The sequence below is a fragment of the Paenibacillus mangrovi genome, from assembly GCF_022898935.1.
Taxonomy (GTDB): domain Bacteria; phylum Bacillota; class Bacilli; order Paenibacillales; family Paenibacillaceae; genus Paenibacillus_AQ; species Paenibacillus_AQ mangrovi.
Genome location: NZ_JALIRP010000002.1, coordinates 174088 through 200372 on the forward strand (window position 1 = coordinate 174088; position 26285 = coordinate 200372).

The 26285-nt window shown below is 46.9% G+C and carries 23 protein-coding genes; 2 read left to right on the forward strand and 21 right to left on the reverse strand.

What is annotated here, in order from left to right:
• Window positions 1-142: 142 nt before the first annotated feature.
• From MUG84_RS05545 to adhE, 11 genes are all read right to left on the reverse strand, one after another.
• Window positions 143-856 carry a cytochrome c biogenesis CcdA family protein gene (locus MUG84_RS05545; RefSeq protein WP_244721559.1) on the reverse strand — a complete coding sequence of 238 codons (714 nt, stop codon included), beginning with the start codon at window positions 854-856 and terminating at the stop codon, window positions 143-145.
• A gap of 18 nt (window positions 857-874) precedes the next feature.
• Window positions 875-1669 carry a metal ABC transporter permease gene (locus MUG84_RS05550; RefSeq protein ID WP_280521222.1) on the reverse strand — a complete coding sequence of 265 codons (795 nt, stop codon included), beginning with the start codon at window positions 1667-1669 and terminating at the stop codon, window positions 875-877.
• 49 nt (window positions 1670-1718) lie between these two features.
• Window positions 1719-2471 carry a metal ABC transporter ATP-binding protein gene (locus MUG84_RS05555; protein ID WP_244721568.1) on the reverse strand — a complete coding sequence of 251 codons (753 nt, stop codon included), beginning with the start codon at window positions 2469-2471 and terminating at the stop codon, window positions 1719-1721.
• Between the two features lie 39 nt (window positions 2472-2510).
• A complete protein-coding gene (locus MUG84_RS05560) occupies window positions 2511-3467 on the reverse strand; it encodes a metal ABC transporter substrate-binding protein (protein WP_244723290.1) in 957 nt (318 codons plus the stop codon).
• A gap of 229 nt (window positions 3468-3696) precedes the next feature.
• On the reverse strand, window positions 3697-5751 hold the full coding sequence (gene metG, locus MUG84_RS05565; RefSeq protein WP_342346095.1) for a methionine--tRNA ligase: 2055 nt from the start codon (window positions 5749-5751) through the stop codon (window positions 3697-3699).
• 309 nt (window positions 5752-6060) lie between these two features.
• A complete protein-coding gene (yidD, locus tag MUG84_RS05570; RefSeq protein WP_244721570.1) occupies window positions 6061-6309 on the reverse strand; it encodes a membrane protein insertion efficiency factor YidD in 249 nt (82 codons plus the stop codon).
• 1 nt (window position 6310) lies between these two features.
• Window positions 6311-6775, reverse strand: a complete 465-nt coding sequence (locus tag MUG84_RS05575; RefSeq protein WP_244721571.1) for a Fur family transcriptional regulator — start codon at window positions 6773-6775, stop codon at window positions 6311-6313.
• A gap of 311 nt (window positions 6776-7086) precedes the next feature.
• Window positions 7087-9465: a stalk domain-containing protein gene (locus MUG84_RS05580; protein WP_244721572.1), complete on the reverse strand. Its 2379-nt coding sequence runs from the start codon at window positions 9463-9465 to the stop codon at window positions 7087-7089.
• Between the two features lie 254 nt (window positions 9466-9719).
• Complete coding sequence (gene pflA, locus MUG84_RS05585; RefSeq protein WP_244721573.1) at window positions 9720-10457, reverse strand: pyruvate formate-lyase-activating protein; 738 nt, start codon at window positions 10455-10457, stop codon at window positions 9720-9722.
• 68 nt (window positions 10458-10525) lie between these two features.
• Window positions 10526-12787, reverse strand: a complete 2262-nt coding sequence (gene pflB / locus MUG84_RS05590) for a formate C-acetyltransferase (protein ID WP_280521196.1) — start codon at window positions 12785-12787, stop codon at window positions 10526-10528.
• A gap of 262 nt (window positions 12788-13049) precedes the next feature.
• Window positions 13050-15668, reverse strand: coding sequence for a bifunctional acetaldehyde-CoA/alcohol dehydrogenase (gene adhE, locus MUG84_RS05595; RefSeq protein ID WP_244721574.1), 2619 nt, complete (start codon window positions 15666-15668; stop codon window positions 13050-13052).
• A gap of 335 nt (window positions 15669-16003) precedes the next feature.
• On the opposite strand from adhE, the gene MUG84_RS05600 reads away from it, so the two are divergent.
• Both MUG84_RS05600 and MUG84_RS05605 read left to right on the forward strand, forming a co-directional pair.
• A complete protein-coding gene (locus MUG84_RS05600; protein ID WP_244721576.1) occupies window positions 16004-16720 on the forward strand; it encodes a Crp/Fnr family transcriptional regulator in 717 nt (238 codons plus the stop codon).
• A gap of 470 nt (window positions 16721-17190) precedes the next feature.
• Window positions 17191-18102 (forward strand): hypothetical protein, encoded by a 912-nt coding sequence (locus MUG84_RS05605; RefSeq protein ID WP_244721578.1) that lies wholly within the window; start codon window positions 17191-17193, stop codon window positions 18100-18102.
• Window positions 18103-18160: 58 nt separating this feature from the next.
• On the opposite strand, the gene MUG84_RS05610 is transcribed toward MUG84_RS05605, so the two are convergent.
• The 10 genes from MUG84_RS05610 to MUG84_RS05655 form a co-directional block, all read right to left on the reverse strand.
• Window positions 18161-19189 (reverse strand): SepM family pheromone-processing serine protease, encoded by a 1029-nt coding sequence (locus tag MUG84_RS05610; protein WP_244721580.1) that lies wholly within the window; start codon window positions 19187-19189, stop codon window positions 18161-18163.
• Window positions 19190-19294: 105 nt separating this feature from the next.
• Complete coding sequence (infC, locus tag MUG84_RS05615) at window positions 19295-19771, reverse strand: translation initiation factor IF-3 (protein ID WP_244721582.1); 477 nt, start codon at window positions 19769-19771, stop codon at window positions 19295-19297.
• A 228-nt stretch (window positions 19772-19999) separates the two neighbouring features.
• On the reverse strand, window positions 20000-20713 hold the full coding sequence (locus MUG84_RS05620) for a hypothetical protein (RefSeq protein ID WP_244721584.1): 714 nt from the start codon (window positions 20711-20713) through the stop codon (window positions 20000-20002).
• 157 nt (window positions 20714-20870) lie between these two features.
• Complete coding sequence (locus tag MUG84_RS05625) at window positions 20871-21587, reverse strand: hypothetical protein (protein WP_244721586.1); 717 nt, start codon at window positions 21585-21587, stop codon at window positions 20871-20873.
• A gap of 207 nt (window positions 21588-21794) precedes the next feature.
• Window positions 21795-22118 carry a winged helix-turn-helix transcriptional regulator gene (locus MUG84_RS05630; RefSeq protein WP_244721589.1) on the reverse strand — a complete coding sequence of 108 codons (324 nt, stop codon included), beginning with the start codon at window positions 22116-22118 and terminating at the stop codon, window positions 21795-21797.
• A gap of 188 nt (window positions 22119-22306) precedes the next feature.
• The gene (locus MUG84_RS05635; RefSeq protein ID WP_244721593.1) at window positions 22307-23038 is read right to left on the reverse strand and encodes a ThuA domain-containing protein; all 732 of its coding nucleotides are present in this window, start codon (window positions 23036-23038) and stop codon (window positions 22307-22309) included.
• 12 nt (window positions 23039-23050) lie between these two features.
• Window positions 23051-24019, reverse strand: coding sequence for a sugar phosphate isomerase/epimerase family protein (locus tag MUG84_RS05640; RefSeq protein WP_244721596.1), 969 nt, complete (start codon window positions 24017-24019; stop codon window positions 23051-23053).
• A gap of 72 nt (window positions 24020-24091) precedes the next feature.
• Window positions 24092-25183, reverse strand: a complete 1092-nt coding sequence (locus tag MUG84_RS05645; RefSeq protein WP_244721599.1) for a Gfo/Idh/MocA family protein — start codon at window positions 25181-25183, stop codon at window positions 24092-24094.
• Window positions 25176-25943, reverse strand: a complete 768-nt coding sequence (locus tag MUG84_RS05650) for a sugar phosphate isomerase/epimerase family protein (RefSeq protein ID WP_244721602.1) — start codon at window positions 25941-25943, stop codon at window positions 25176-25178. The genes MUG84_RS05645 and MUG84_RS05650 overlap by 8 nt, the downstream gene beginning before the upstream one ends.
• Window positions 25944-25950: 7 nt before the next feature.
• Window positions 25951-26163, reverse strand: a complete 213-nt coding sequence (locus tag MUG84_RS05655; RefSeq protein ID WP_244721604.1) for a hypothetical protein — start codon at window positions 26161-26163, stop codon at window positions 25951-25953.
• Window positions 26164-26285: the final 122 nt, after the last annotated feature.

Sequence of the window (26285 nt, forward strand, 5' to 3'; positions counted from 1 at the left end):
GTTTATTTTTAAACCGGATACGCTCTACTATTCCAAAGAAAAAAAATGATGGAATGGGTGAAATAACAGCAAACCGCCCTGCGCGAATGGATCACAGAGCGGATTTTTGGGCATTTTCATTGGCTAATATCGATTACATCATCTAAAATTTCAACCATTCAGGCGTAATGGCCTGCAGCCAAATCGTAATTTTGGTCATTTGATTCGTAAACAGCAGAATTCCCATCAACAGCATCAAAGCTCCGCCGATTTTCATCAGTATCCCAGAATACTTCACGATCCACTTCGTTGAACCGATAAAGAACGCCAGCACGAAAAATGGAATGGCAAACCCGAGCGTATACGCCGTAATTAGTGGAAACCATGCACCCGGTTCCGTTGCCGCCAAAGCGATAATCGATGCCAATATCGGCCCAACACACGGAGACCAGCCGGCGGAGAATCCGATACCAAAAATAAAAGATCCTATGTAGCCAGCAGGCTTGAATTTAAAATCCATTTTGAAATCACGCATCAGAAACTTGGGTTGGAATATGCCCAACAGGAACAATCCCATGAGAATAATCAGAATGGCAGACAGCTGGCGGATTAAATCCCGATTATTATTAAAGAAATTACTAAATAGGCCCGCACCCACACCAAGGGTGTAAAATACCGCTGAAAATCCTAAAATAAACGCCAGCGTATGCGTCATGGTCCGGAAACGGACTTCTTTTTTATTCTGCTCCGTTTTCAGCTGTTGAACCGACATGCCAGTAATGTAGGATAAGTAAGACGGATATAATGGCAAACAGCAAGGAGAGATAAAGGAAGCCAGTCCGGCTAGAAAAGCAATCCAAACATTCAGATTGGACAAGGCCGCACCCCCTATAATCTAATTCGAAAATCCTTTTTTACCGGCCATGGTCAGAATCAGAAGTGCAATCAAAAGAAGTACGATAGTTGCTCCTGGCGCCAAATTCCAGATGCCGGCGATGACGAGCCCGATGATCACAGCGATTTCAGAAATGACCACCGATAATATGACGGAAGATTTGAAGCTTCGTGCAATCAGCAGACTAATGGCGACCGGAATGGTAAGCAGCGCTGACACGAGCAGCGCACCCACGATCTTGATCGCTGTACTGATTACAAGCGCGGTTAATACAGTAATCAGCATATTGAGCATACGAACTGGCAGTCCGTTTACGCTTGCGGCATCTTCCTCAAAGCTGAGCAGAAAGAATTCTTTGAAAAAGAGCGCAACGACCACGATGACAACTAGCGTCACAGCCCCTACCACGTACAAATCCTTTGTATCCAGCGTATAAATGCTTCCGAACAGATAACTCATCACATCAGTATTGTAACCCATACCCAGTGTAAAGAACAATGAAGCCAGCGCGACTCCGCCGGACATGATGATGGCAATGGACAGCTCCGCATAGCTTTTATAAGCTTTCCGGAGCTTTTCAATCGCAAACGACGCCAAAACCGCAAAGACAAGCCCGACGCCCAGCGGATATACCCCAATCAAAAAACCAAGCGCCACACCGGCAATAGTCACATGCGCCAGCGTATCCCCAATCATGGACAACCTGCGCAGCACCAGAAAAATGCCGATCAATGGCGCAGTTATCCCGATCAGGATGCCGCCGGCCAGTGCACGCTGAAAAAAATCACTAAGCATTATATCGATAGCCAATAAAAACGACTCCTTCTCCCGAAACTGTGACAGATCAAGTCAGCGAATGCTGCAGATCCCGCACTTCGCAATTTTGAATTTCATGTGAATGCCTTACATAAAAGTTTATATTTCCATTTTGCTGTTTGGGATGTTTGCCCAGATAGCTTTCGACCATTCCCATATCATGAGAAACCATCAGGAACGTCATATGATGATGCTCATGCATATGCGTAATGAGTTCAAAAAAATCCGCCTGTGTTTTGGCGTCGATTCCGACCGTAGGCTCATCCAAAATGAGCAAATCAGGATGGTTGATCATCGCTCTCGCCAAGAAAGCCCGCTGCTGCTGGCCGCCTGAGAGCTCCCCGATCCTTTTGCCTGCGATGTCTTGGATTCCCATAACCTCTAAAGCATCATCACATTGTGTTTGCTGGCTTTTTCTTACTCTACGAAACAGATTTTTATTATTATACAGCCCCGAAAGCACGACTTCCCGGACCGTGGCTGGAAACAGCGGATTAAACGAATTTTTTTGCGGTACATATCCGATCCGTTCCCAGTCCTTGAATTTGCGAATAGGCTGTCCAAACAGCTTGATGCTTCCGGCCCCTGCAGGCAGGAGTCCCACGATCATCCGCATCAGCGTAGACTTTCCGGCACCGTTGGAGCCGATAATTCCCACAAAATCTCTTTCCTTGACGGTAAAGCTCAGATCGGAGATGACCTGCTGGTCCCTATAGGAAAACGAGACATGTTCCAGTTCCACTACTGGTTCATGGCAATCATCATTGAACGGTGTATACATGCGACATCTACCTCTCTATTTAAAATACGATTATGAATGTTACTCTTGCAGCGCCAGAACCAAGTTCGTCAAATTATTCCGCATCAGGCTGAAATAATCATCTCCGTGCTTGATCTGATCCTCGGTTAGTCCCTCGACAGGATTAAGAACCAGTACCTCAGCACCTGACTCCGATGCCAGCGTTTTGGCCAGACGGTCAGACACCAGTTGTTCAAAAAAGATATAATGAATACCTTTTTCCTTCACCAAATTAGACAGCTGCATTAGATCACGCGCCCGCGGTTCCGCATCAGGGGACAGCCCCATAATAGAATACTGCGTTAGACCGTAATCCCGTGCCAGATATCCGAAAGCTTCATGGGAAACGACGATTTCCTTACGAGGCATTTGGCTCAGTGTAGTTGAAAATTCGTTATCCAGATCCTCCAGCTTTTTCTGAAGTTCCATGTAACGGTGCGTATAGCCATCCTTATGGGCAGGGTCCACCTCGATATAGCTGTTTTTCATATTTTCCGCCATGATCATGGCCGATTTCGGACTCACCCACGTATGCGGATCCACATGATGCTGATCCCTGTGCCCTTCACCTTCGTGTTGATGCTCTGAATCCCCATCCGCTTCAATCAGCTTAACCCCCTTGCTGACCTCACAGGCCTTAACCTTGGTGTCTTTGTTGAGTCCTTTCAGAAACTGCGGAACCCATCCTTCCAGTCCGGCACCATTATAGAAAAAGAGCTGCGCCTTGGAAGTATTCACAATATCCTGACTCCGCGGAGTCCAATCATGCGGCTCCACACCTGCGGGCAGCAGATTGATGACATTGGCGTCCTCACCGCCGATCGCCTTGGCGAATTCATATATCGGATAAAAGGTGGTCACCACATTGACCTTACCTTCTACTATCTTCCCCTGACTCTGCGGACCACAGCCTGTAGCCAATAGGCTCATGAGCAAAACAACAGACAATATCGCTCCGGCTTTTATCCTTAATTTCATCTTCACCGTTTAATGACCCACCTTAATCGTAATTGTTACTAATAAATTATAAGATGGGCTATGAAAATTTGTCAACCATACAGAGACAACTCATGCAAACAGGCATAACACAGCTTCCATCCCATTCATTCGATTTCTCCAACACAGAAAAGACGGAACACCTTTGTATAAAAGGTACTCCGTCTTATTATTGCTATATTTTCTGCCGTTCAGACCAAGAAGGCTTTGATTACTTCACGATGGCTCCGTTTGGCATGCTGTCAGGCACGGTAGCCAGCGTCAGCTGGTCGCCTTGGGAGGCAGCGAGAATCATGCCTTGGGATAGCTCCCCACGCAGCTTGACAGGCTTCAGGTTGGTTACACAGATGACTTTGCGTCCCACCATATCCTCCGGTGTGTAGAACTTAGCGATGCCGGAAACAACCTGGCGCTGCTCAAAGCCTAGATCTAGCTGCAGCTTCAGCAGCTTATCGGCTTTTTTCACCGGCTCAGCGGCGATGACTTGTGCCACGCGCAGCTCCACCTTGGCAAAATCCTCGATACCGATTTCTTCCTTCAGCTCAGGAGCTTCGGCAACAGCTGCTTCTGCCGTTTTCGCTTCTTCTGCCTTAGCGGCAGGTGCGGCTCCGGTCATGGCTTCCTTAATGTATGCAACCTCCGGGTCAACCTCAAGACGAGGGAAGATCGGATTCCCTTTAACCAGCTTCGTTCCAGCAGGAATTAATCCGAAGGATTTACCGCTGTCCCAAGAGGTCAGCTCTCCTTCTTGAATTCCAAGCTGCTCCCAGATTTTACGTGGGGCCTGAGTCAGGAATGGCTGCAGCAAAATGGATGCGATGCGCAAACTTTCTACCAAATGCGTCATCACTGAAGCAAGCTCTTCGTGTTTCGCTTCGTCCTTCGCGAGTGTCCATGGCTGGGTCTCGTCAATGTATTTGTTGCTCCGGCTGATGAACTGGCTGATCGCTGTGAGCGCAACCGAGAATTCCATGTTTTCCATGGCTTCCTCTACCTTGGCATATACGGTTTTAGCCGCTTCTTCAAGCTCGGCATCAAATGCGGTTACACCCGATTGATATGCAGGCACAAGTCCGTCAAAATACTTATCGACCATTGCTACCGTACGATTCAGCAGGTTGCCGAGGTCATTGGCCAGATCCGAATTGACGCGCTCCACAAAGCTCTCAGGCGTAAAAGTTCCGTCCGCGCCAAAAGGCACCTCGCGAAGCAGATAATAACGCAGCGTGTCGAGACCATAGCGGTCAATAAGCGTAACCGGATCTACGACGTTGCCTTTGGACTTGGACATCTTGCCGTCCTTCATGAGTAGCCAGCCGTGCGCGAAGACTTTCTTCGGCAGCGGCAGATCCAGCGCCATCAGAATAATCGGCCAGTAGATAGTATGGAAGCGGACAATCTCCTTACTCATCAGATGAACGTCGGCAGGCCAGTATTTTTCGAAGAGCGAAGTGTCTTCCGAACCGTATCCGAGTGCCGTAATATAGTTCAACAATGCATCGATCCATACATAAACGACATGCTTGGGATCGCTTTTGACTTTGACACCCCATTCATAGGTTGTACGGGATACTGCCAAATCTTCAAGACCTGGTTTGATAAAGTTGTTGATCATTTCATTTTTGCGGGATACCGGCTGAATAAAGTCCGGATGGTCTTCGTAGTATTGAAGCAGACGGTCCACGTATTTGCTCATGCGGAAGAAGTAGCTTTCCTCTTTTACGCGCTCCACCGGACGACCGCAGTCAGGACAATTCCCGTTAACGAGCTGTCTTTCAAGGAAGAAGGATTCATCCGGTGTACAATACCAGCCTTCATATTCGCCCTTGTAGATATCTCCTTGTGCGAGCAGGCGTTCGAACACTTCCTGAACGACTTTGGTATGGCGAGGCTCGGTGGTACGGATGAAGTCATCATTGGAAATGTCGAGTTTTCTCCACAATTCCTTGATGCCGGCCACAATGTCATCGACGAACTGCTGCGGCGTTTTGCCAGCTTCAGCAGCCTTGCGTTCGATCTTTTGACCATGCTCATCCGTTCCTGTCAGATAACGGACATCATAGCCACGGAGCTTCTTGTAACGGACCATTGCATCGCCAGCAACCGTCGTGTAGGCATGGCCAATATGCAATTTGTCACTTGGATAATAGATTGGTGTTGTTAGATAAAACGTCTTTTTTTCGGACATACGTCTGTTCATCCTCCTGAAATCTTCATTTTGAACACAAAAAAATCCCGCCCCGCAATGGGACGAGAGTTCTCTCACGTGTTACCACCCAATTTCCCTGCTTCCTCCCGGAAGGCAGGCTCAACCGGTTCCCGGCACAATGCCGGATACCGTCCATTAACGCTGGAACACGCCGCTCCCTTACGCAGCAGAATTTCTCCGCTGTCCGCTCGAAAGCAGTTCCTCCGGGACCATATTCGATGAACCACTTAGACCGGCTCGCAGCTATGACCGGCTCTCTGAGCTAAGCTTCTGTTCTTCTACTCATCCGTTCGTCGGAAATGTCATATATTCCTTAATATACTGAATTACTGAATCTGAAGTCAAGTCAGACGGCTGCTGCCGCCCTTAAGTTTTGATCGCTTTTTTCTCCTTGCGGGGCGGAACGAGATCCACACCACCCGGGTGAAAAGGCTGGCACTTTGCAATCCGTTTGACGGCCAGCCACGACCCTTTCAAAGCCCCATGTACTTCAACCGCTTCCAGAGCATAGGCGGAGCAGGTTGGATAGAACCGACATGTCGGCGGCTTCAGCGGCGAAATGTATTTGCGGTAGAAAATAATTGGCCCTTTAACGGCTTTTCGTGCAATTCTCATTTTATCGTCCCTTGCCGACTTTGGAGGAAGCCTGCTGCTCCTCATCCGCAGCGAACTGCTGGCAGTCCTTACAATAACCGAATACTTCGAATTTATGCGTCACAACCTGGAAGTGTTCAGGCGCATCGGCCAGATGAACCGGGCAAAACTGAATCGGATAAGTTCGTTGGCACTGCAGGCAGATCATATGGTGATGATGATGGTCTTCGCTGCAGCTCGCCTTGAATTTCATTCCGTCCTCAAACACAACCTGTTCAAGCACCCCAAGCTCCTGCATGACCCGCAGATTCCGGTATACCGTGTCAAAGCTGAGACCGCTGTATTTTTTGCACATATACTCATAAACATCCTTGGCCGACAAATACCCCGAATGTTCACCAAATAATCTGGCGAGCGTCTTCCGCTGGTCGGTTATGCGCAGTCCCTGTTCCGACATAGCGTCAATAATCTGTTCTGTCGAAAGCATAACGCTCATCCTCCCGTTATTTCAACGCAAAGCGTTAGTCATGATAATTTGAACTAAAGAATTACCTTCCAATTTCAGTTCAATTTATCAAGATGTGCTACATATTCATAAACAATCGAATTTTGCAGCTTCCTGATACCTCTACATCTAATAATGCCTCAAAACGATATGACAGTCAATGAAGCAAGAGGGAACTGGGCAGGGCATATCTTCAAAAAAGAAACTGCCCCTAACATCCATCATTGGACGTTGGAGCAGCTTCTTATTCATGTCAAATAAAATGATAACCCTATTCGGATAACCTCTTACAATTAAGACTGTTTTTCCTGTGGCAAAGGCATCAACAGCAAATTGATCGGAAGGTTACTTCCCGGTGAAGGAGTATACATAATCTCCACATTTTCTTCATAATTACCTGTACGATACAATACGCAGGCTTCATTTGGCGCGTTTACAGATGCATTGTTCGCAACCTGAACGATTTGACCGTTTACTATGAATACTCCGGTGTATAGACCACCACGAGGGTTCATCGTAATCAGGGTATGCGGAGCGACATGGCTTAATGTCACTTTGTACAAAACGCCAAAGTTACCTGCATTTGAAACTTCCGTTCCATAAATGCCGTCGATCCCTTTCAGGTTCGGATCCTGATTGTTGTCACCGAGAACCAGACGAACAGGCGAGGTACCGACAGGCTCATCATAACGGATATTACGGATGGAATCCGGGTAGGTTCCCCGATTGTGAACATCACGTTCGAGATTCGTCAGATATGGCAAGGATTGAAGCGGATCTTTGTTTTCATCGATCATGATAAAGCTGTATTGAATCGGATAATCACTGAACGCATCCGCAAGAGCCGAAATCGTATCTCCCTGCTTCATCTTGATTTTACTGATATCTGTCATGATCACTTTGCTCTCTCCTGGAGCCAGATTGATCACCTGAGTGTCCGATGGATTTTGTATCGATTGGAAATAGCGATCATTGGATACTTTACCGGTCAATGTTGGATATGGATTAGGACCTCCCATTCCGAAGTTTGAAATCGTAATTTGCGCCGGGGTGTCCGTGTACGTATTCGTGGCGATCACATATAGCTTCATATTTTTTCCAGTCGAATTCACGTGGTGAATCATGAAGCGTGTATTACCCAGCGCCGTTTCACGATACAACAATCCTTCCGAATATACGGTTTCCGGGCTGTTGCTGCGGATCAGTGTTGCCGGCTCAGAGGTATAAGTGAACGGTACGCTCTGCCATGTAGGTACCTTGCCGCCTTCAAAAGTATATTTATCGCCTACCGGAGTATACAGCTTGTTGAATTCATCTTCGGTATACAGCGTTTCGTTCGAAATGTTAATGGTCTTTTGGTATTCGCTAACTGCACCATGCTTATCAGTAACAACCAGGCGGATCGTCACAGGGCCTGGAGTAAAGAACGCCTTGCGATCGTTCATCCACTGGCGGTCCACAATCGCATTTTCATCATCGGTACTCAGATCCGTGATTTTAACCAATTCACCCATCTTATATTCGTCTTTGTCAGTTGTAAAGTTAGCCACTGGCGGTTCGTTTGGCTTCAGAACGTTGACGGTTACGGTATACGGATCACTCCATTGACCGCTGGAATCCTTCACATAATGCGTAACTTTATAAGTTCCGGGCTCTTGGAAAACATCCTGCTTGCCTTCCCAACGCTCATCAACAATTTGCAAACCATTCGAAGCTTTCGATTGGGTCGTATACGTGACGGTATCACCGGCAAAAATTTCTTTAGGCTGTACGGTAAAAGCAGCTACCGGTTTGGTTGAAAGAGACAGAATCACTCTTTTGTTGGCTTGATCCACCGTATATGGAATGCCCAGCGCTTGAGTGATTGATGTCAAAGGAACCATAAACACATTGTTTTGCTGATAAGACGGCCCCTTCATCGGTTTTGAAACGCCATTCACACGGTAGACACTGCTGTTCGTTTTGAAGCGAAGCTCATTGCCGTCCTTGTAAATGATCGTTTCCTTGGTTTTGTTGTCATACGTTAGGCTCAGTCCCACACGTTCCACCATGGCACGAATCGATACATAAGAAACACCATTTTTTACAGCCATGGGTTGGGCAGCCAGATAGAGCTTGCCGTTTTGATACATTTTGTTGCTGTTCATCATCAGGATTAGATCATTCGAACCTGTTTGAGCCGTTGGCGTTACAGTTACTGTACCTGTATCTGTTGTGGAACCGTTCCCAGTGTCGGTTGTTGTTCCCGGTGTTGTTCCCGTTTGACCGGTCTCTCCTCCGGCCGAACTGCCGTCACCTGTGGTATCGGTACCGTTTGCAGTTCCCTGATCGCCATTCTGAGAGGACGTGCTCGGTGGCGTACTGCCATCTTTGTTACCGGAGTTGTCCGTATTCAACGTACCCTTGTCTCCGTTTGTTCCGCTTGTGATGTTCTGGCCATCCCCAGTGGTTGTGTTTTTAGTATTACCATCCGTGGAATTTCCAGCAATGCCTGCCGTGTTGCCTGATTGCCCATTTGGCGTGTTCTCCGCGCTGTTAACCGCATTCATGTTGACGCCTTGAACAGTTTCAGGCTGAACCGCACCCATACCTTCCGCCCCGACAGGTGGAATGACGAGCGCAGTCTGTGCTACAGCTAACACAGCAATCATTGTTAATTTTTTGAAATTCATGTACAGACTCCTTTTTGCTCCCATTTTTATATCTCGCCCGCAAATAGACATAGTATTAGACGCTAATTTTGCTAAAAAGTTGCTTTCTATTGAAAAAAGAATGGCTCAATCACCCTGACGTTAGTTTTTTCTTCCCGTGCCTTGTTCATCAACATTTACCGGAAGCTTGCCTTCCTTGGCATATTCTCGCTTCCTTATACTAAAAAGAGCTCTCTCCAGAATCCGGAAAGAGCTCTTGCTGGTTTTTGATTTTATCATTCAGCAGCGGTTTGTTTACGTCCTTCTTCTATTAAACGGTAAGCCCGTTGTACTTCTTCTTCAGTAGGACTTGGGACGCCCTGCAGTGGATATTCTCTACCCAGCGCTTCCCATTTGTATATGCCCATCTGATGGTAAGGAAGAATCTCGAATTTCTCCACCCCATTCAGGGTTCCGATAAATCTGCCGAGATTAATCAGATCCTCTTCCTGATCGTGAATGCCAGGCACATAGACGTGCCGGATCCACATTTTGCGTCCATGCTCGGATAACCATTGCGCCGTACGCAGCGTCCGTTCGTTGGACTTGCCTGTCAGCTTAAGATGCTTTTCGTCATCAATATGCTTGATGTCGAGCAGGACGAGGTCCGTTACTTCAAGCAGCTGATGAATCCGCTCCGCCTCATTAAAGCCGTTGCTATCGAGGGTCGTATGCAGGTTCCAGCGCTTCTTCACTTCCGTGAACAGCTCTGCAACAAAATGAGATTGCAGCGTAGGCTCGCCACCGGAAACCGTCAGCCCACCGCCCGAAGAACGGTAGTAATTCAAATAAGGCTCAATTTCGGCTAATACTTCCTGGGTCGTCATTTCTTTGCCCTCATCCAGTGCCCATGTGTCTGGGTTATGGCAGTACTGGCACTTCAGCAAGCAGCCTTGCATAAAAAGGACAAAGCGGATGCCCGGTCCGTCTACTGTGCCAAAGGTCTCCATGGAATGGATATGTCCCTTGATCATATGAAGTCACCCTTTCCGCATCCGCTTCTCTTTGAATTATTTCAGTTTAACTTGTGATTCTTTTACCTTTACATCGAACCGTGGAATGTACGGTTAATGACATCCAGCTGCTGTTCACGGGTCAGCTTCACAAAGTTAACGGCATAACCCGATACACGAATGGTCAACTGCGGATAGTTTTCCGGATGCTCCATTGCGTCGATCAGCTGTTCACGGTCAAATACGTTAACGTTCAGATGATGCGCCTTGCTTCCAAAATAGCCGTCCAGCATGGCAACCAGATTCGATTTGCGGATCTCAGGCTCCTTGCCGAGCGCTTTAGGAACGATCGAGAAGGTGTTCGAAATGCCGTCAAGGCTCTCCTCATAAGGAAGTTTGGCTACCGAGCTGAGAGAAGCGAGCGCTCCCTTCTTGTCACGTCCATGCATTGGGTTGGCGCCAGGAGCAAACGGTTCTCCTGCCTTGCGTCCATCCGGCGTAGTACCTGTTTTCTTGCCATATACCACGTTGGAGGTGATCGTCAAGATCGATTGGGTTGGCAAGGCGTTGCGGTAAGCTTTATTCTTGCGGATCATGCCCATGAAGGTTTCAACCAGCTCAACGGCGATGCTGTCTACGCGATCATCGTTGTTGCCGTAGCAAGGGAACTCGCCTTCGATTTCAAAATCCACCGCGATGCCTTGTTCATTACGGATCGGTTTAACCTTGGCATGCTTGATCGCACTCAGCGAATCGGCTGCCACGGACAAACCAGCGATACCACATGCCATGGTCCGCAAAATATCACGGTCGTGGAGTGCCATTTCAATGCGTTCGTAAGAATATTTGTCATGCATATAGTGAATTACATTCAATGTATTCATATACAGCTTGGCAAGCCATTCCATCATCGGTTTAAAACGTTTGATAACTTCATCATATTCCAATACTTCCGCTTTGATAGCTGGATATTCCGGGCCTACCTGTGCACCGGACTTCTCGTCGACACCACCATTGATCGCGTACAGCAGGCATTTCGCCAGGTTCGCGCGGGCTCCGAAGAACTGCATTTGCTTGCCGATCCGCATCGCCGATACGCAGCAGGCAATACCGTAATCATCGCCGTAAATCGGACGCATCAGGTCGTCATTCTCGTATTGGATCGAGCTGGTCTCGATCGATACTTTCGAGCAATATTTTTTGAAGGCTTCAGGCAGCTGTTCTGACCAAAGCACCGTCAGGTTAGGTTCCGGAGCTGCACCCAGGTTGTAGAGTGTATGCAGGAAACGGAAGCTGTTTTTCGTTACGCGGGTTTGTCCGTTTGCAGACATACCGCCAATCGATTCCGTAACCCAGGTAGGGTCACCGCTGAATAGATCGTTATAGTCCGGCGTACGCAGGAATTTAACGATTCTGAGCTTCATGACAAAATGGTCCACGAGCTCTTGTGCTTGCTCTTCCGTCAGATTACCTTCCGCCAAATCGCGTTCAATATAGATATCGAGGAACGAAGATACACGTCCAAGCGACATCGCTGCGCCATTTTGTTCCTTGATGGCTGCCAGATAACCGAAGTAGAGCCATTGGAATGCTTCTTTGGCGTTTTGAGCAGGTTTGGAAATATCATAACCGTGCATAGCTGCCATTTTCTTCAGCTCACCCAGCGCACGAATTTGCTCGGATAGCTCTTCGCGCAGACGGATGACATCTTCATCAATGACGTCCACTTCAAGATTCATTAGTTCCTGTTTCTTCTCTTGAACCAGGAAGTCTATGCCGTAAAGGGATACGCGGCGGTAGTCGCCAATGATCCGGCCGCGGCCGTAAGCATCAGGAAGACCGGTGATAATACCCGCTCTGCGTGCAGCCCGCATGTCTGATGTATATGCATCGAATACGCCTTGGTTATGCGTTTTACGAATATCTGTAAAAATTTTGATTAATTCTTCAGGAAGCTCGAAGCCGTAAGCCTCGCATGCATCAATCATCATGCGAATGCCGCCGAATGGCTGGATGGAACGTTTGAACGGAGCGTCAGTTTGAACACCCACGATTTGTTCTTTGTCCTTGTCCAGATAACCAGGCTGATGGGAAGTAATGGTCGAAGGCGTATTTACATCAACATCCAGCACTCCGCCGTTTTCCCGTTCTTTTTTGGTAAGCTCGGATACGATCTTCCAGAGCTCCGTGGTGTTGTTCGTAGGGCCTGCCAGGAAATCCTCGTTGCCTTGGTATGGACTGATATTGCTCTCGATAAAGTCATTTACGTTTACTGCTTTCGTCCATTTTCCTTGCTTGAAACCTCTCCAGCCTGATTGCATGTTTTGAACATCTTTTTCTAGCACCGACATCTGAATCCCTCCATATTTTTATTAGAGATCATGAGCTTGAAGGAAATCCCATATCTCCTGAACCCGCATCATTCCGCCGTTTAGGGCTAAAACATTGTGACTTATTTCACATTAAAGTCTCTGTTTACGCTTTATCTCTTTTCGCGTTATATGCGGTGTTCTTTCTTACAAGTTCAGTTTACTGTACTTTTCTGAAAATCACTGTGACAAATATCACTTTTGAGGTGATATTTGTCACAGCAGCTATCATTTTATTTCCGGCTTAGTCCTCAAAACGTCCGTAGAAAGCATTCCGGTAAACATCTGCCAATTCAGTCACGAGCGGCAGCTTCGGATTGGCTGTTGTACATTGGTCTTCGAAGGCACGATCTGCCAAATAATCTACGCGAGCTTCAAAATCCTTAGCGTCGAAGCCCAGCTCCTGGAACGACTCTTCGATTCCCAGCGCTTTATTCAGCTTGCGGATCGCCATAATCAGACTGTTCACGCCTTCTTCCGTAGTACGGGCAGGCAGACCTAGGATCCGTGCGATTTCCGCATAGCGTTCGTCAGCGACGAAATGCGAATATTTAGGGAACGAAGCGAATTTGGTTGGTTTCTTCGCATTGTAACGGATGACATGCGGCATCAGAATGGCGTTGGTCCGGCCATGTGCCGTATGGTATTCCCCACCCCATTTATGCGCAAGGCTGTGGTTGATACCCAGGAACGCATTTGCGAATGCCATGCCTGCCAGCGTCGAAGCATTGTGCATTTTCTCACGGGCAACCTTATCACCGGTCAGAGCCGACTTCTCAAGGTACTGGAATACCAGCTGAATCGCCTTGATAGCAAGCCCGTCTGTGTAATCACTCGCCATAACCGATACGTAAGCTTCAATCGCATGGGTCAATACGTCCATTCCTGTATCAGCTACCGCGGTTTTTGGCAGAGTATATACAAACTCTGGATCCACGATTGCCACATCCGGCGTTAATTCGTAATCCGCGAGCGGATACTTGGTATTACCATGATTTTTGTCCGTGATAACAGCAAACGATGTTACTTCCGAGCCGGTACCAGATGTCGTTGGAATGGCAACAAATTTTGCCTTTTGACCCAGACGCGGATATTTGTAAATGCGTTTGCGGATATCCATGAACTTCTGCTTCAGGTTCTCGAAATCGGTATCCGGATATTCGTAGAACAGCCACATCGCTTTCGCGGCATCCATCGGCGAACCGCCGCCCAGAGCGATAATGCAGTCTGGCTGGAACCGGTTCATCATCTCTGTACCTCTGTCTACAGTCGTGGTCGACGGATCGGGTTCCACTTCCGAGAAGACTTCAATGACAACAGGTGTCTGGCGCTGACGAAGGTAATGCTCCACTCTTTCAACATAACCCAGCTTAACCATCATCGGATCCGTAATGATCGCCACACGGCTGATATCCGGCATTTTAGCCAAATACTGCGTCGATCCTTTTTCGAAGTAGATTTTGTCAGGTACTTTAAACCACTGCATATTCACGGTACGGCGGGCCACCCTTTTCACGTTGATGAGATTGACTGCTGTTACGTTCGACGACGTCGAATTTCGGCCGTACGATCCGCAGCCCAGCGTCAGCGACGGCAGGTTCGTGTTGTAGATGTCACCGATCGCCCCGTGCGTCGATGGCGAATTGACGATAATACGTCCTGTCTGCAAGCGGTCCGAGAATTTCGAAATGACTTCTTCGTTATGCGAATGGATAACCGACGAGTGACCCATACCGCCAAAAGATACAACCTCAGCTGCACGCTCAATGCCTTCAGCCGCATTTTTCACTTTGTAGCAAGCCAGCACCGGACTAAGCTTTTCCGCCGACAGCGGGAACTTTGTGCCTACGCCTTCGATCTCAGCAACCAGAATTTTGGTGCCTGCAGGAACGCTGAAACCGCACATTTCTGCGATCTTAATCGCTGATTGACCAACGATGGCTGGGTTAACCGCGCATTTTACCGTATTGATGGCTCCCGCGGTCAGTTTGGCTGCTTCATCCTTGTTGACGAAATAACAGCCGTTCGCGATCATTTTCTTACGAACTTGGTCAAAAATAGGCTCCTCGATAATAACAGCCTGTTCCGACGCGCAGATCATGCCGTTGTCAAACGACTTCGACAGAATCAAATCTGTCACGGCCTGGTCAATATCCGCCGATTTCTCAATGAAGCATGGAACGTTACCTGGTCCTACGCCGAGTGCCGGTTTACCGCAGCTGTATGCCGCCCGTACCATACCCGAACCACCGGTAGCCAGAATCAGGGCCACATCCGAATGGTTCATCAGTGCATTGGTTTTGTCCATGGTCGGCTCTTCGATCCATTGAATGCAATCTGCTGGAGCGCCATGCTTAACAGCCGCCTCTAGCAAAATCTTTGCTGCCTCTCTGCTGCATTGTTGCGCCGAAGGGTGGAAGCCAAAAATAATAGGATTTCGTGTTTTAATAGAGATCAGTGCTTTAAACATTGTTGTGGATGTCGGGTTGGTTACAGGTGTGATCCCCATAATAATACCGACTGGTTCTGCAATTTTTTGGTAGCTTTCATATGGATTATCTTCAATAACGCCTACCGTTTTTTCATATTTGATACTGTGGTAAATATACTCGGTAGAGAACATATTCTTCGTGATTTTGTCTTCGTAGACGCCTCTTCCGGTTTCTTCTACCGCGAGCTTTGCCAGGTGCATATGTTTGTCGAGTCCTGCTAGGGCCATAGCCTGAACGATGTCGTCGATTTGCTCCTGAGTCATCCCCATAAATTTCTCTTGTGCCTTATTTGCTTTGTTGATTAGGGTCTGGATGTAGTCTTCGGCTGACTGCTGTTTTTTATCGGCAACAATTTCATTTTTTACAGCCATTTTTTTCATCCTCTCGGGTAAATTTTGGTTTTTCTCTCTCCTACGATTTGATCATAACACATCCTAAAAAATATTTAAAGTGAAAACTTTCACAAAGTTTGAGTACTTTCAATATTTATTTTCAAAACGCTTACATTTCCAAATTCTATTTTCTCATCCCCTTCTTTATGATTATGTAAATATATGAATATAGAAATTTAATCAAAAGTGAAATTTATCACAATGTCGGAATTTCGACACTTTTCATGGCTTTTCCCCCCCCAAAAACCAGGATTTTCAGGTTATAATTAATTTAAAATTTTATAAAAATTAAAGATACAAAGGGGATAACGAGTATGAGTAACCAACTGGATGTTATCGAAGCCCGTGGAAATACAAGCTGTTTTTCGAGCCAAAATCTGGATCGCCTGATGGTCATCATGAAGGAACGTATCGTGCCTGAAGGTTCCCATCTGTTCTGGGAGGGTGATTTTTCCGACAAGCTGTTTTATGTGAAACGCGGTCGGATCAAATTGACCAAATCGACGGATGAAGGCAAAGAACTGATTCTGTATATGTATCAATCGGGAGACATGGTTGGTCAGGCCGATCCATTTTTCAGCAGCAAACACAGCTTTACTGCAGAGGTGCTTGAGGAAAGCGAAATCGGAGTGATCGATCAAAAGGATCTGGAAGTTCTGATCTGCCAGCACTGCGATTTTGCGATTGATTTCATGAAGTGGATGGGTATCCACCACCGTCTGACGCAAACCAAATTCCGCGACCTGATGATGTACGGCAAGCCTGGCGCGCTCTGCTCGACTCTAATCCGACTCAGTAATACGTATGGCGAAAAACATGGAGACACGATCCTTATTCATAAAAAGATCACCCACACCGACCTCTCCAATATGATTGGAGCGACCCGCGAAAGCGTCAATCGCATGCTCAGCGATCTGCGCAAAAAGGACGCCGTGGAATACGAGAACGGGATGATTGTCATTAAAGATCTTGAGATGCTTCAAGATATCTGCCACTGTGAAATGTGCCCAAATGAAATTTGCCGAATCTAAATGGATGCTTCTTGTCACCCTCCTCTCAATCACGTCACGATCACAAAACTTCCGTAACCAGCGTATGGTATTACGGAAGTTTTTTTTGTGTGTAAATAGACCCAAACATTTCCTTTTCTGAATATTTTTCATTCTTTTTCTTATTCTACCCCTCAAAATACCTATTAATGTCACAAAAATTGCCAAAAACACTCATTATAAGGACTTAAGACCTATATATATTACGGATAAAAGAACCGAAAATGATCTTATAACACATACCCAAGTCGCATTTATATTACGTAGTTCTTCCTGGATGACCTATTCAGGAATGGATTACTGCCATACTAAGAGGGTTAGTCTTCAGCCCATTAAGAACTACTTCTTCTCCAGCTCCCCGTGACATCGAAGGTCTGAAGTCTAATACCCCCTATGCAAAAGGGCATAATGAATCATTCGCCTGAACAGGCCATTTAAGGAGTGTAATCTATATGGCAGCAACATGTATTAAACGTTTATGTTTCATCGTTATCATTTTCAGTATTATTGTGTCCGGTACCTTGCTTCCTTCACCTCACCAGGCCACAGCTCAAGGCTATTACCAAAAGGCCACAGCCCAAGGCTACCAAAAAGCCACATGGCTGTGGAAAACGGAACGGATCCGTACCAATCCGCAGGAAGTCCTGTCCTTCCTGAGACAAAATAATGTCAATCTGGTTTATCTTCAGATTAATATCGATATCCCGGTTTCATATTATAAAAGCTTTATCAAAGCCTCCAGCAAACTCGGAATTCAAGTACAGGCACTCGATGGTGCACCACGTTGGGGACTGGAATCGGAACGGTATAGAATCGACAACTTTTTGAGCTGGGTCAGAGCTTATCAAAAAGAGGCTGCAGCTTCGGAGAAATTCAGCGGCATCCATGTCGATATTGAGCCCCATTTGTTATCCCAGTGGAAAACCGATCAATCGGATGTCATCCGCCAGTGGCAGAGCAACGTACTTTATCTGAATTCCGAAGCTGAAAAGCTACAGCTTCCTCTCTCGGCCGATATTCCGTTTTGGCTTAGCAATTACACCGCTGCGGACGGCAAAACGCCGCTCAGCCGCTTTATGATCAGCCAGTATGATTCCGTCACGATCATGTCTTACCGCGATTCGGCTGCAGCCATCAACAGCATCGCCAAAAAGGAGCTTGAGGAAGCTACTGCTCTTGGCAAACAGGCTCTTGCCGCTGTTGAAACCAAGCCAAGCAGCGAAGGCGATTTTCTCACGTTTTATGAGGAAGGCGCGGCCTATATGAACGAGCAGCTTGTTCAGCTTCACGAGCTGGCCAAAGTTAATCCGTCTTATAACGGGATCGCCATTCACGATTTTGACGGCTGGAAAGACTTGAATTGAAAAAAGGGGTGTTCCTCAAGGTCAATCGACTTAAAGGACACCCCTTATTTTTTTACTGTTACTTTGGTTGAAGCTGCTTTAAATAATCCAGCGCTACCTGTATATTGCGGACGGGTACAATTTTGATCTGATATTTTCTCTTCTTCGCTTCATCCAGAATATCTTTCGTATTGCTGTCATCAGACTTCACATCAGCCGGACAAAAGAAAATGTCTACCTTGCCTTCATGAGCTGCAACGATTTTATCACGAATGCCTCCGATCTGGCCGACATTCCCTTCCTGGTCAATCGTCCCTGTTCCTGCAATCTGATAACCTTTGGTTAGATCCTCCGGGAGCACCTGATTTAAGATTTCCAGCGAAAACATCAACCCTGCCGACGGTCCGCCGATATGGCTTGTTTCGATTTTGACCTGCCGCGGCGGGTAAATGACATATTCGTCTTCCGGTTGAATGCCAAGTCCAACTTTCCCTTGATCGTTGATCACAGTCAGCTCAAACGTTCCCTGCTGCCGTTTTCCCTCATGAATAAATCCGATATTGACGGTATCGCCAGCCTTCTTGGCACTCAAATAGGTAATGACATCGGCTGATTTCGTCATCTCTTTACCATCAATTTCGGTAATAATGTCACCTACGGCAATTTTACCCTTGGCTTTCGATACAGGGAGAACATTGGTAACGAAAACTCCCTTGTTCTGCACTGGCACCACCTCTCCTGCGGCACGTAGACCTGCTACAATCGCATTTTGCTGGGATGTGGTCATCATATGTTTGAGCAGGAAATCATACTCATCCTGGCTTAAATTGCCGCTCACGCTTTGCTCCTTGCGAATCTGCGTATTCGGAGCCAGCCAGCCGTAGATCAAATAGTATAAATGCGTGGTTTTGATAGTAGTGACAGTCGTTAAATAGAAATTCCCCTTCTCCGACTTCCCTCCGTTCTCCACGGTGACGACAGGCGATAGCGGTTCAACGTCGCCCGGCTGATACAAATAATATGGCATGGGGATCATCAGGACGATCAAAAGAACTATAGCAATCCCCAAGCTCCAAATAACCTTATTCGTTTTTTTAGATAATCTCACGATCGAACGATTCCTTCCTGGTTATGTGGATTGATCAGCAAAATCGACTTTTTTCTAGGCTCAAAACTGAAATTAGTTCTTGATATTGAGCCTTTTTCAACTCGACTATTTTTTCGGATTCAGCTGCACTGCGGCTTGTTTTCCGCTAAGTTGAATACCCGTGGTCTTGCTGCCCTCGTGGCTCAAATCCTTCACCAGCCGCTCCAGCAGCTCCTTGGCAATCACACCTTCCTTACCTTTGATACGGACGACAAAAAGAACGGCATCACCGGACCGCAGTATTTTCTCAGCCTGTCGCTGTTTGGTGTCATAATCATGATCCTCAATTTGAGGGGTCAGCCGGATTTCCTTGATCTTCATTTGACGCTCAGAGGCTTTGGCCTGCTGCTTTTCTTTCTTCGCATCTCCCGCTCCAATCAGCTTACAAGGAGGTGGACTGCTCATAAGAGACGTGCATACCAGATCAACTTTTAATTTTTTGGCCATCTCAAGAGCCTCTGCAGTAGGCATAATACCGAGATCTTCACCATTTAGTCCTGTAAGCTCCACTTCAGATGCTTTGATTTTCTCATTCATAATCATTTTTCATACACTCCTGTCCATCCATATTTTACAACGGGCAGATCGCAGTTGAACATACCATAATGATATTGAGTCAGAATTGCAGTCCCCTAGAATTCTTTTTCTCATAAAAAAGGCTGTCCTCCAGCACATAGGAAATCAACGTGAATTATTTCACTTAAATTATCACAATTAGACATCTTTTTTTTCAATTTTTTCGCTTTTGGAGACAGTCCATATCTTTCTGAATTAGGTTCTTTCCAGTCGGATTTCAATCTCATCTTCGGGTGCAAGCTTCATATCCAGACCGTTTTCGGAAAGCTCCTTGCCGTTCACTTTTATGACCCATTTTTCAATCCCTTTTGGACTATAGCTCTTCACAGTATCAATGTACCTTTTGTTCATGGTCAGCTTGATGAAATCCATGCTCTGCAATATGGTGCGTACGCTCTCGTCGGCGGAAAAAGGGAGAATGTAAGTATGCGAAAGTCCCGGCTCGATCGTTCCGCCGTTCAGCTTAAGCACCGTATATTCTGGTTTAGGATCAGCTTTATCCAGCTTCTCATCTGCTCGTTCTATCGAAATCCCGATTTCATCATTTTCATGAAGAACCGTGTCCAGCTTGTCCTTTTCGAGTTTCTTCTTGTTTAGCTCAAGCCCCCATTCAAATGAAGGAGAAAGCGACACTTGACTGATCGAATGGATGGAACCATCTTCTGCAAAGGTCACAATTCCGCTTTTTTTCAAACCTTCACGAATCGTCTCGCCCTGCTGCAAATGGGTTTCAAGATCCCGGATGATATCTGGAGAGAAAAAGTCATCTTTTTCAGAAATGATGATCGAAGAACCATCGCCTGCATATACCTTGGATGAAGTCTCCTTGGATTTATCACCATTGCAGCCTGCAAGCAGGAGCGAGGCCGTTAAGATGAAAATAATTGCTGTACTTATTCCTTTCTCCACCTTAACACCACCTTCTGTTATTCATTCCTTGCGCTAGCGCTATAAAACGTTTATATATGATTATTATAAAAAAATAGAGCTCTCACGCTGAGATCTCTATTTTAACATAAGCGCACAAGGCATTTCGACAGAGATAAGCGGATTTCGGCGAAAAATCTCAGTTAATGAGTGCTTGCATAAAAGTTCTGCTGCCGTCTGTGTTTTTAAGATAAGGTCCTAGTCCCAAAAAGTGGCTTCGATCCACATACACTCCCGTCATCCAGGTACCTTCGAGCACCTCGTCATCCAAATGCACGAGCAGCGGGGGAGCGGATATAAACTCTTGAAAAACGGGAATGCGCATATCATGCTTCTTGTAGGGTTTGCCGGACTGCTGAAAAGGGAGTGGACTTACATAGGTAGGAACGAAGTAGGTGGAGATGACGTTCATCTCCTCTTCATCATAAAAAGGGGTATCACCTAAAAAGGGATGGAACAGTGAAATTTCTTCGAACTGAGACCAGATCAGAACCTGCAGGAGCATGCTCTGGAACCTGCCGTTATGGAATATATATTCGCGTTTATCGTGCTCTTCCTTCTCCCCGTCAGGTGTAAGGCTTTCTACGTAATGGCGCTCACTACCGATGCATTTCCATCCTGACGGGCTTTGAATCCACTTTTGAAATACAGGACTGCTGTTTTCTCCGCCTGCAGAAAGCGACTCCTGAGCAGGCCTCAGGTAGGCCCAACACTTCCACATCGATTCCGGCAAATTGCGCATCAGCATTTCTATGGCTCTATCATAGATATTGCGCACTTTAATAGAAGCGCTTTCAAGTTCATTGACATCCTCTTTGCCATACCTAATCTCTTGGGAAAGTATTCTTTTTCTCATCGTCATCCGCCTCCTTAAGCGCCGAAAAGGCAGTTTTTTACCAATTATACTACAGAACCTGTGGTAAGGTGCAAGTCTATGCCTAAAATTAGCAAAGGCTCAGTTTCGGGCCGGGCTACAAAATAAAGTCCCTCCAAAGATTATTAAACAAAAACCTTCCTCGCAAATACAAGGAAGGTTTGTCGTTACAGCTGGTTTTTCAGGTGCCTATTCAATTTCACACCAATGTTCCGCCCAATGTTGAACCTGTTCCATGACAGGCTGCAGCGCTTTGCCTTTTTCCGTCAATTCGTATTCAATCCGGACCGGTGTTTCAGGATACACATGGCGTACCAAAATGCCTTCGGTCTCCAAATCCTTCATACGCTCGGACAGCATTTTATCGCTCATGGAAGGTATGATGTGGGATATATCCTTGAACCGTTTCGGTCCACTCATCAACGAGTAAATAATCAATCCGTTCCAACGCTTACCCAGAACGGAAAAAGCAGTTTCAAACCGCGGACACATACTGAAATCCTGACTGTTCATGATCTTTCACCTCTTTACAGGATCCATGTAAACAGTTATGTCTCATGAAAGCTTACATTAAGTTAGTTTGTTTCATTTTACCACATTTTAAGCCAAAAGAAAACTCACACACAGGAGATTGTCTGTGTAAACAGCAAAAAGCGGCAGTATTCACTGCCGCCATTTTGCTCAAGGTGCAAGCACCTTATTTATACCTTGGGTACCTCTTTCAATGTTCTGACCGGCTTCATGTTGCCAAACTGAAGTGCATTTCCAGAAGCCGGGTATGCCCACTTGATACCATTGGCAATGACCTTGAGGATTTCAGGCTGGTAGTAAGTTGGATAGGTTTCATGTCCTGGACGGAAATAAAAGATTTTGCCCCGTCCACGGCGGAACGTACAGCCGCTTCTGAAGACTTCTCCGCCTTCAAAATTGCTGATGAAGACCAGTTCATCCGGCGCCGGGATATCAAAGTATTCCCCGTACATTTCTTCATGCTCAAGGATGATCTTCGCGTCAATACCTTCAGTAATCGGATGAGATGGATTCACGTTCCACAGAATTTCCTGTTCTCCCGCTTCACGCCATTTCAGATCGCAGGATGTGCCCATCAAGGCTTTAAACGGCTTGGAAAAATGTCCGGAGTGCAGGACGATCAGTCCCATCCCTTCGTGTACACGCTTGACAACCCGGGCCGTAATCTCGTCGCTGACGCGGTCATGCGCCATATGACCCCACCAGACCAGCACATCCGCCTTATTCAGCACATCCTCTGTCAAGCCGTGCTCCGGCTGATCAAGCGTTGCGGTCGTAATGGCAAATTCATTTGCCTCAAGACCTTCGGCCAGCGCCATATGAATGCCTTTCGGATACACAGCCTTCACTTCATCATGTATATTCTCATGGACGAATTCATTCCAGATGGTTACGTTAATCAATTCTGGTTCCCCCTAGACCCACCACATGTCGCCAAGCGACTCTTCGATGAGTACTTGCTGTAAGTTAGATACGGCTTTCGAGAAGCCTTCTTCAATGGACATCAGACCGTCTTCATGTTCAATGCTGACTGCATAATCATAGCCGACCAGACGAAGCGCACTGATGATATCAGCCCATGTTTTCACGTCATGGCCATAACCCACGCTGCGGAACTGCCAAGCGCGATCCAGCATGTTGGTGTATGACTGCATATCGGTCAAACCGTAACGGTTGACGTTAATCGGATCAATGACGGTATCCTTGGCATGGAAATGATGGATCGCGCCGGCGCGGCCCAAAATGTGGATCGCTTGAACCGGATCGATGCCCTGCCACCACATATGGCTCGGATCCAGGTTGGCGCCAATCGCTTCCCCGGCAGCTTCGCGCAAGCGCAGCAGTGTTGCCGGCGTATGTACGGAAAAACCGCCATGCAGCTCGAGCCCGATTTTCACATGATGATCTGCAGCAAATTTAGCTTGTTCCGTCCAGTAAGGAATCACTTTGTTTTCCCACTGCCATGCCAAAATTTCCTGATAATCGTTCGGCCAAGGAGCTACAGGCCAGTTCGGATACTTCGCATTCTCATGGTCGCCTGGGCAGCCGGAGAAGGTATTAACCACCTCAACGCCCAGCTTCTCTGCCAGCTTCACGCTGTTCACGAAATCCTCATGATCCGCTTGTGCCAGATGTTTCTGTGGATGGAGTGGGTTACCGTGGCAGCTCAAAGCACTGATCATCAGACCGCGAGATTCCACCGCATGTTTGAATTCTTTCAATTTAGCTTCATTTTCAAGCAGTTCTGCAGGATTGCAGTGAGCCTTGCCAGGATTGCCTCCCGTACCGATCTCAACTGCCTTCAGCCCTTTGGAAGCCACATAATCCAGTGCATCCTCCAGCTTGCGGTCACCAAACAATACCATAAATACGCCGAGTTTCAACGGAAATTCCTCCTTAGCTTGATTCAGATAATTGGTAAAGTGAATGATTCCTTATATCATTTTTCGGTAAGATTACTCAAAATATACAGCTTTTCCGGTTTTGGAAGACTCATAGATGGCCTCGAGAATTTGCGTTACCACATAGGCCTGCTCCGGAGTGACTACTGGTTCCTTATCTTCCAGAATCGCTTCCAGCCACAATCTTTGCTCTCGGTCAGATTCATTTTCAGCCGAACCGGAGTAGAAGGCAACGCCGCCGGCGTTCAGGTCGATTTTGGTGTCGTACAAACGGCTCATTTTCTCGCCATTGATGCGCAGTCCGTCCTTCATATCCGCGCCGCCCTCAGTTCCCGCGAGGATCGTTTTGGCTTCGCCTGTTTCTACGACATTCAGTGCCCAGCTGGATTCAAGGATAATCGTTGCACCATTTTCCATCGTAATGAATCCGAATGCAGAATCTTCCACTTTGAACTGCTCCGGATCCCAAGGACCAAATGCGTTGGCCGCATTCTCACGGTGTCCAAGCTTGTGGAACGTAGAGCCCAGTACGCTTTTCGGCTTGTAGTTATCCATCATCCACAGCGTCAAATCGAGTGCATGCGTGCCGATATCGATCAGCGGGCCTCCGCCTTGTTTTTCTTCATCCAAAAATACGCCCCATGTCGGAACCGCGCGGCGGCGGATCGCCAAAGCCTTGCCGAGATAGATGTCGCCAAGCTCTCCGGCTTCGCAAAGGTCTTTCAGGTACAGACTGTCATTGCGGTAGCGGTTTTGGTAACCGATGGTCAGCTTTTTGCCTGTACGTTTTGCAGCTTCCACCATCTCTTTCGCTTGGGCAGCTGTTTTAGCCATAGGCTTTTCGCACATAACATGCTTGCCGGCTTCCATCGATGCTACGGAGATTTCCGAGTGGGAATCATTTGGTGTACATACATGGATAACATCGATGCTTTTGTCTTTCAAAAGCTCAAGATAATCCGTGTACACTTTAGCACCTTCGACACCAAATTCTTCAGCAGCTTTCTCTGCGCGTTCCTTGATGATATCGCAGAATGCCACCATTTCGGCTTTTGGCTGCTTGGCCAGACTTGGCATATGCTTGCCGTTAGCGATTCCTCCACAGCCGATGATTCCAATTTTCAATGTTTGCTTCGAATTAGACATGTACAGGTCCTCCATTTTTAGCGTAATTTTTGATCCACTCCATACTTTTTGCAATGCTTTCAAGCGGCGGGCTCTGGCAGAAATCCTGCTCTACAACGATCCACTCTACTCCCGCTTTGTCCGCAGCTTCCGCAACGGCTTTCAAATCCACTTCACCTTGACCAAGCTCAACCGTCAGCGGCGAACCATCCTCTTGTCTGCGCACATCCTTCCAGTGAACAATAGGAAGGCGTCCGGCGTAAGCCTCTATATATTCAGCAGGATTGTATCCTGCGAAGTGTGCCCAGCAAGTGTCCAGCTCAACCTGGAGCAAATCTGCAGGTACGGCATCATACATGGAGTCAAACACCGTTTTGCCGCCCATTTTTTCGGTGAATTCAAAGTCATGGTTGTGGTACAGCAGCGTTGCCTGCTGCTCTTGGCAGCGTTCACCAATCGTCTTCAGATTCGCGAACACTTCATCCCATTTACGCTGGTCTTCGCCAAGGTAAGGGATGATCAGATTGGTGTTGCCAATTTCCTTGTTATAGGCTATTTCCTCATCCAGGGCATTCAGCATGCGGTCATACGGCGTATGTGTACCAAGTGCAACGAGACCGTATTGATCCAGCAATGCCTTAACTTCAGCTGCAGGGCGTCCGAAAAAGGTGAAAAATTCCACGCCCTGATACCCAAGTTCTGCTATTTTCTTCAACGTACCCTCAAAATCCTGCTCCGCTTGTTCGCGAACGGTGTACAATTGCAAGCCCAGCTTCAACATGTTTGCCTCACTCCTGTTTTTTTGGATTGATGAAGAACGCTTTGTTATGTAGGATTTTGACATAGCAAAACCCTTGTATAATGAATGCATGGTAGCATTTCATCCACAGTGAATGCGTTTGCAATCGCAAACTATTCCGCCCGTGCGCCAGCACGTTCAGCAATATATCTGCACCGATATTTCCACAACCGATACTACCAGCCTTCATTCTATTATTCATGCATCCACCCCCTCATGATGTTGAAAGGGGCTTCAACAATCTAGTACCATGGTATTCCGAAATCATTTATATTAAAATGAAGAATATGATTAAAACATGAACAATCTGGTCATTATTTTTCA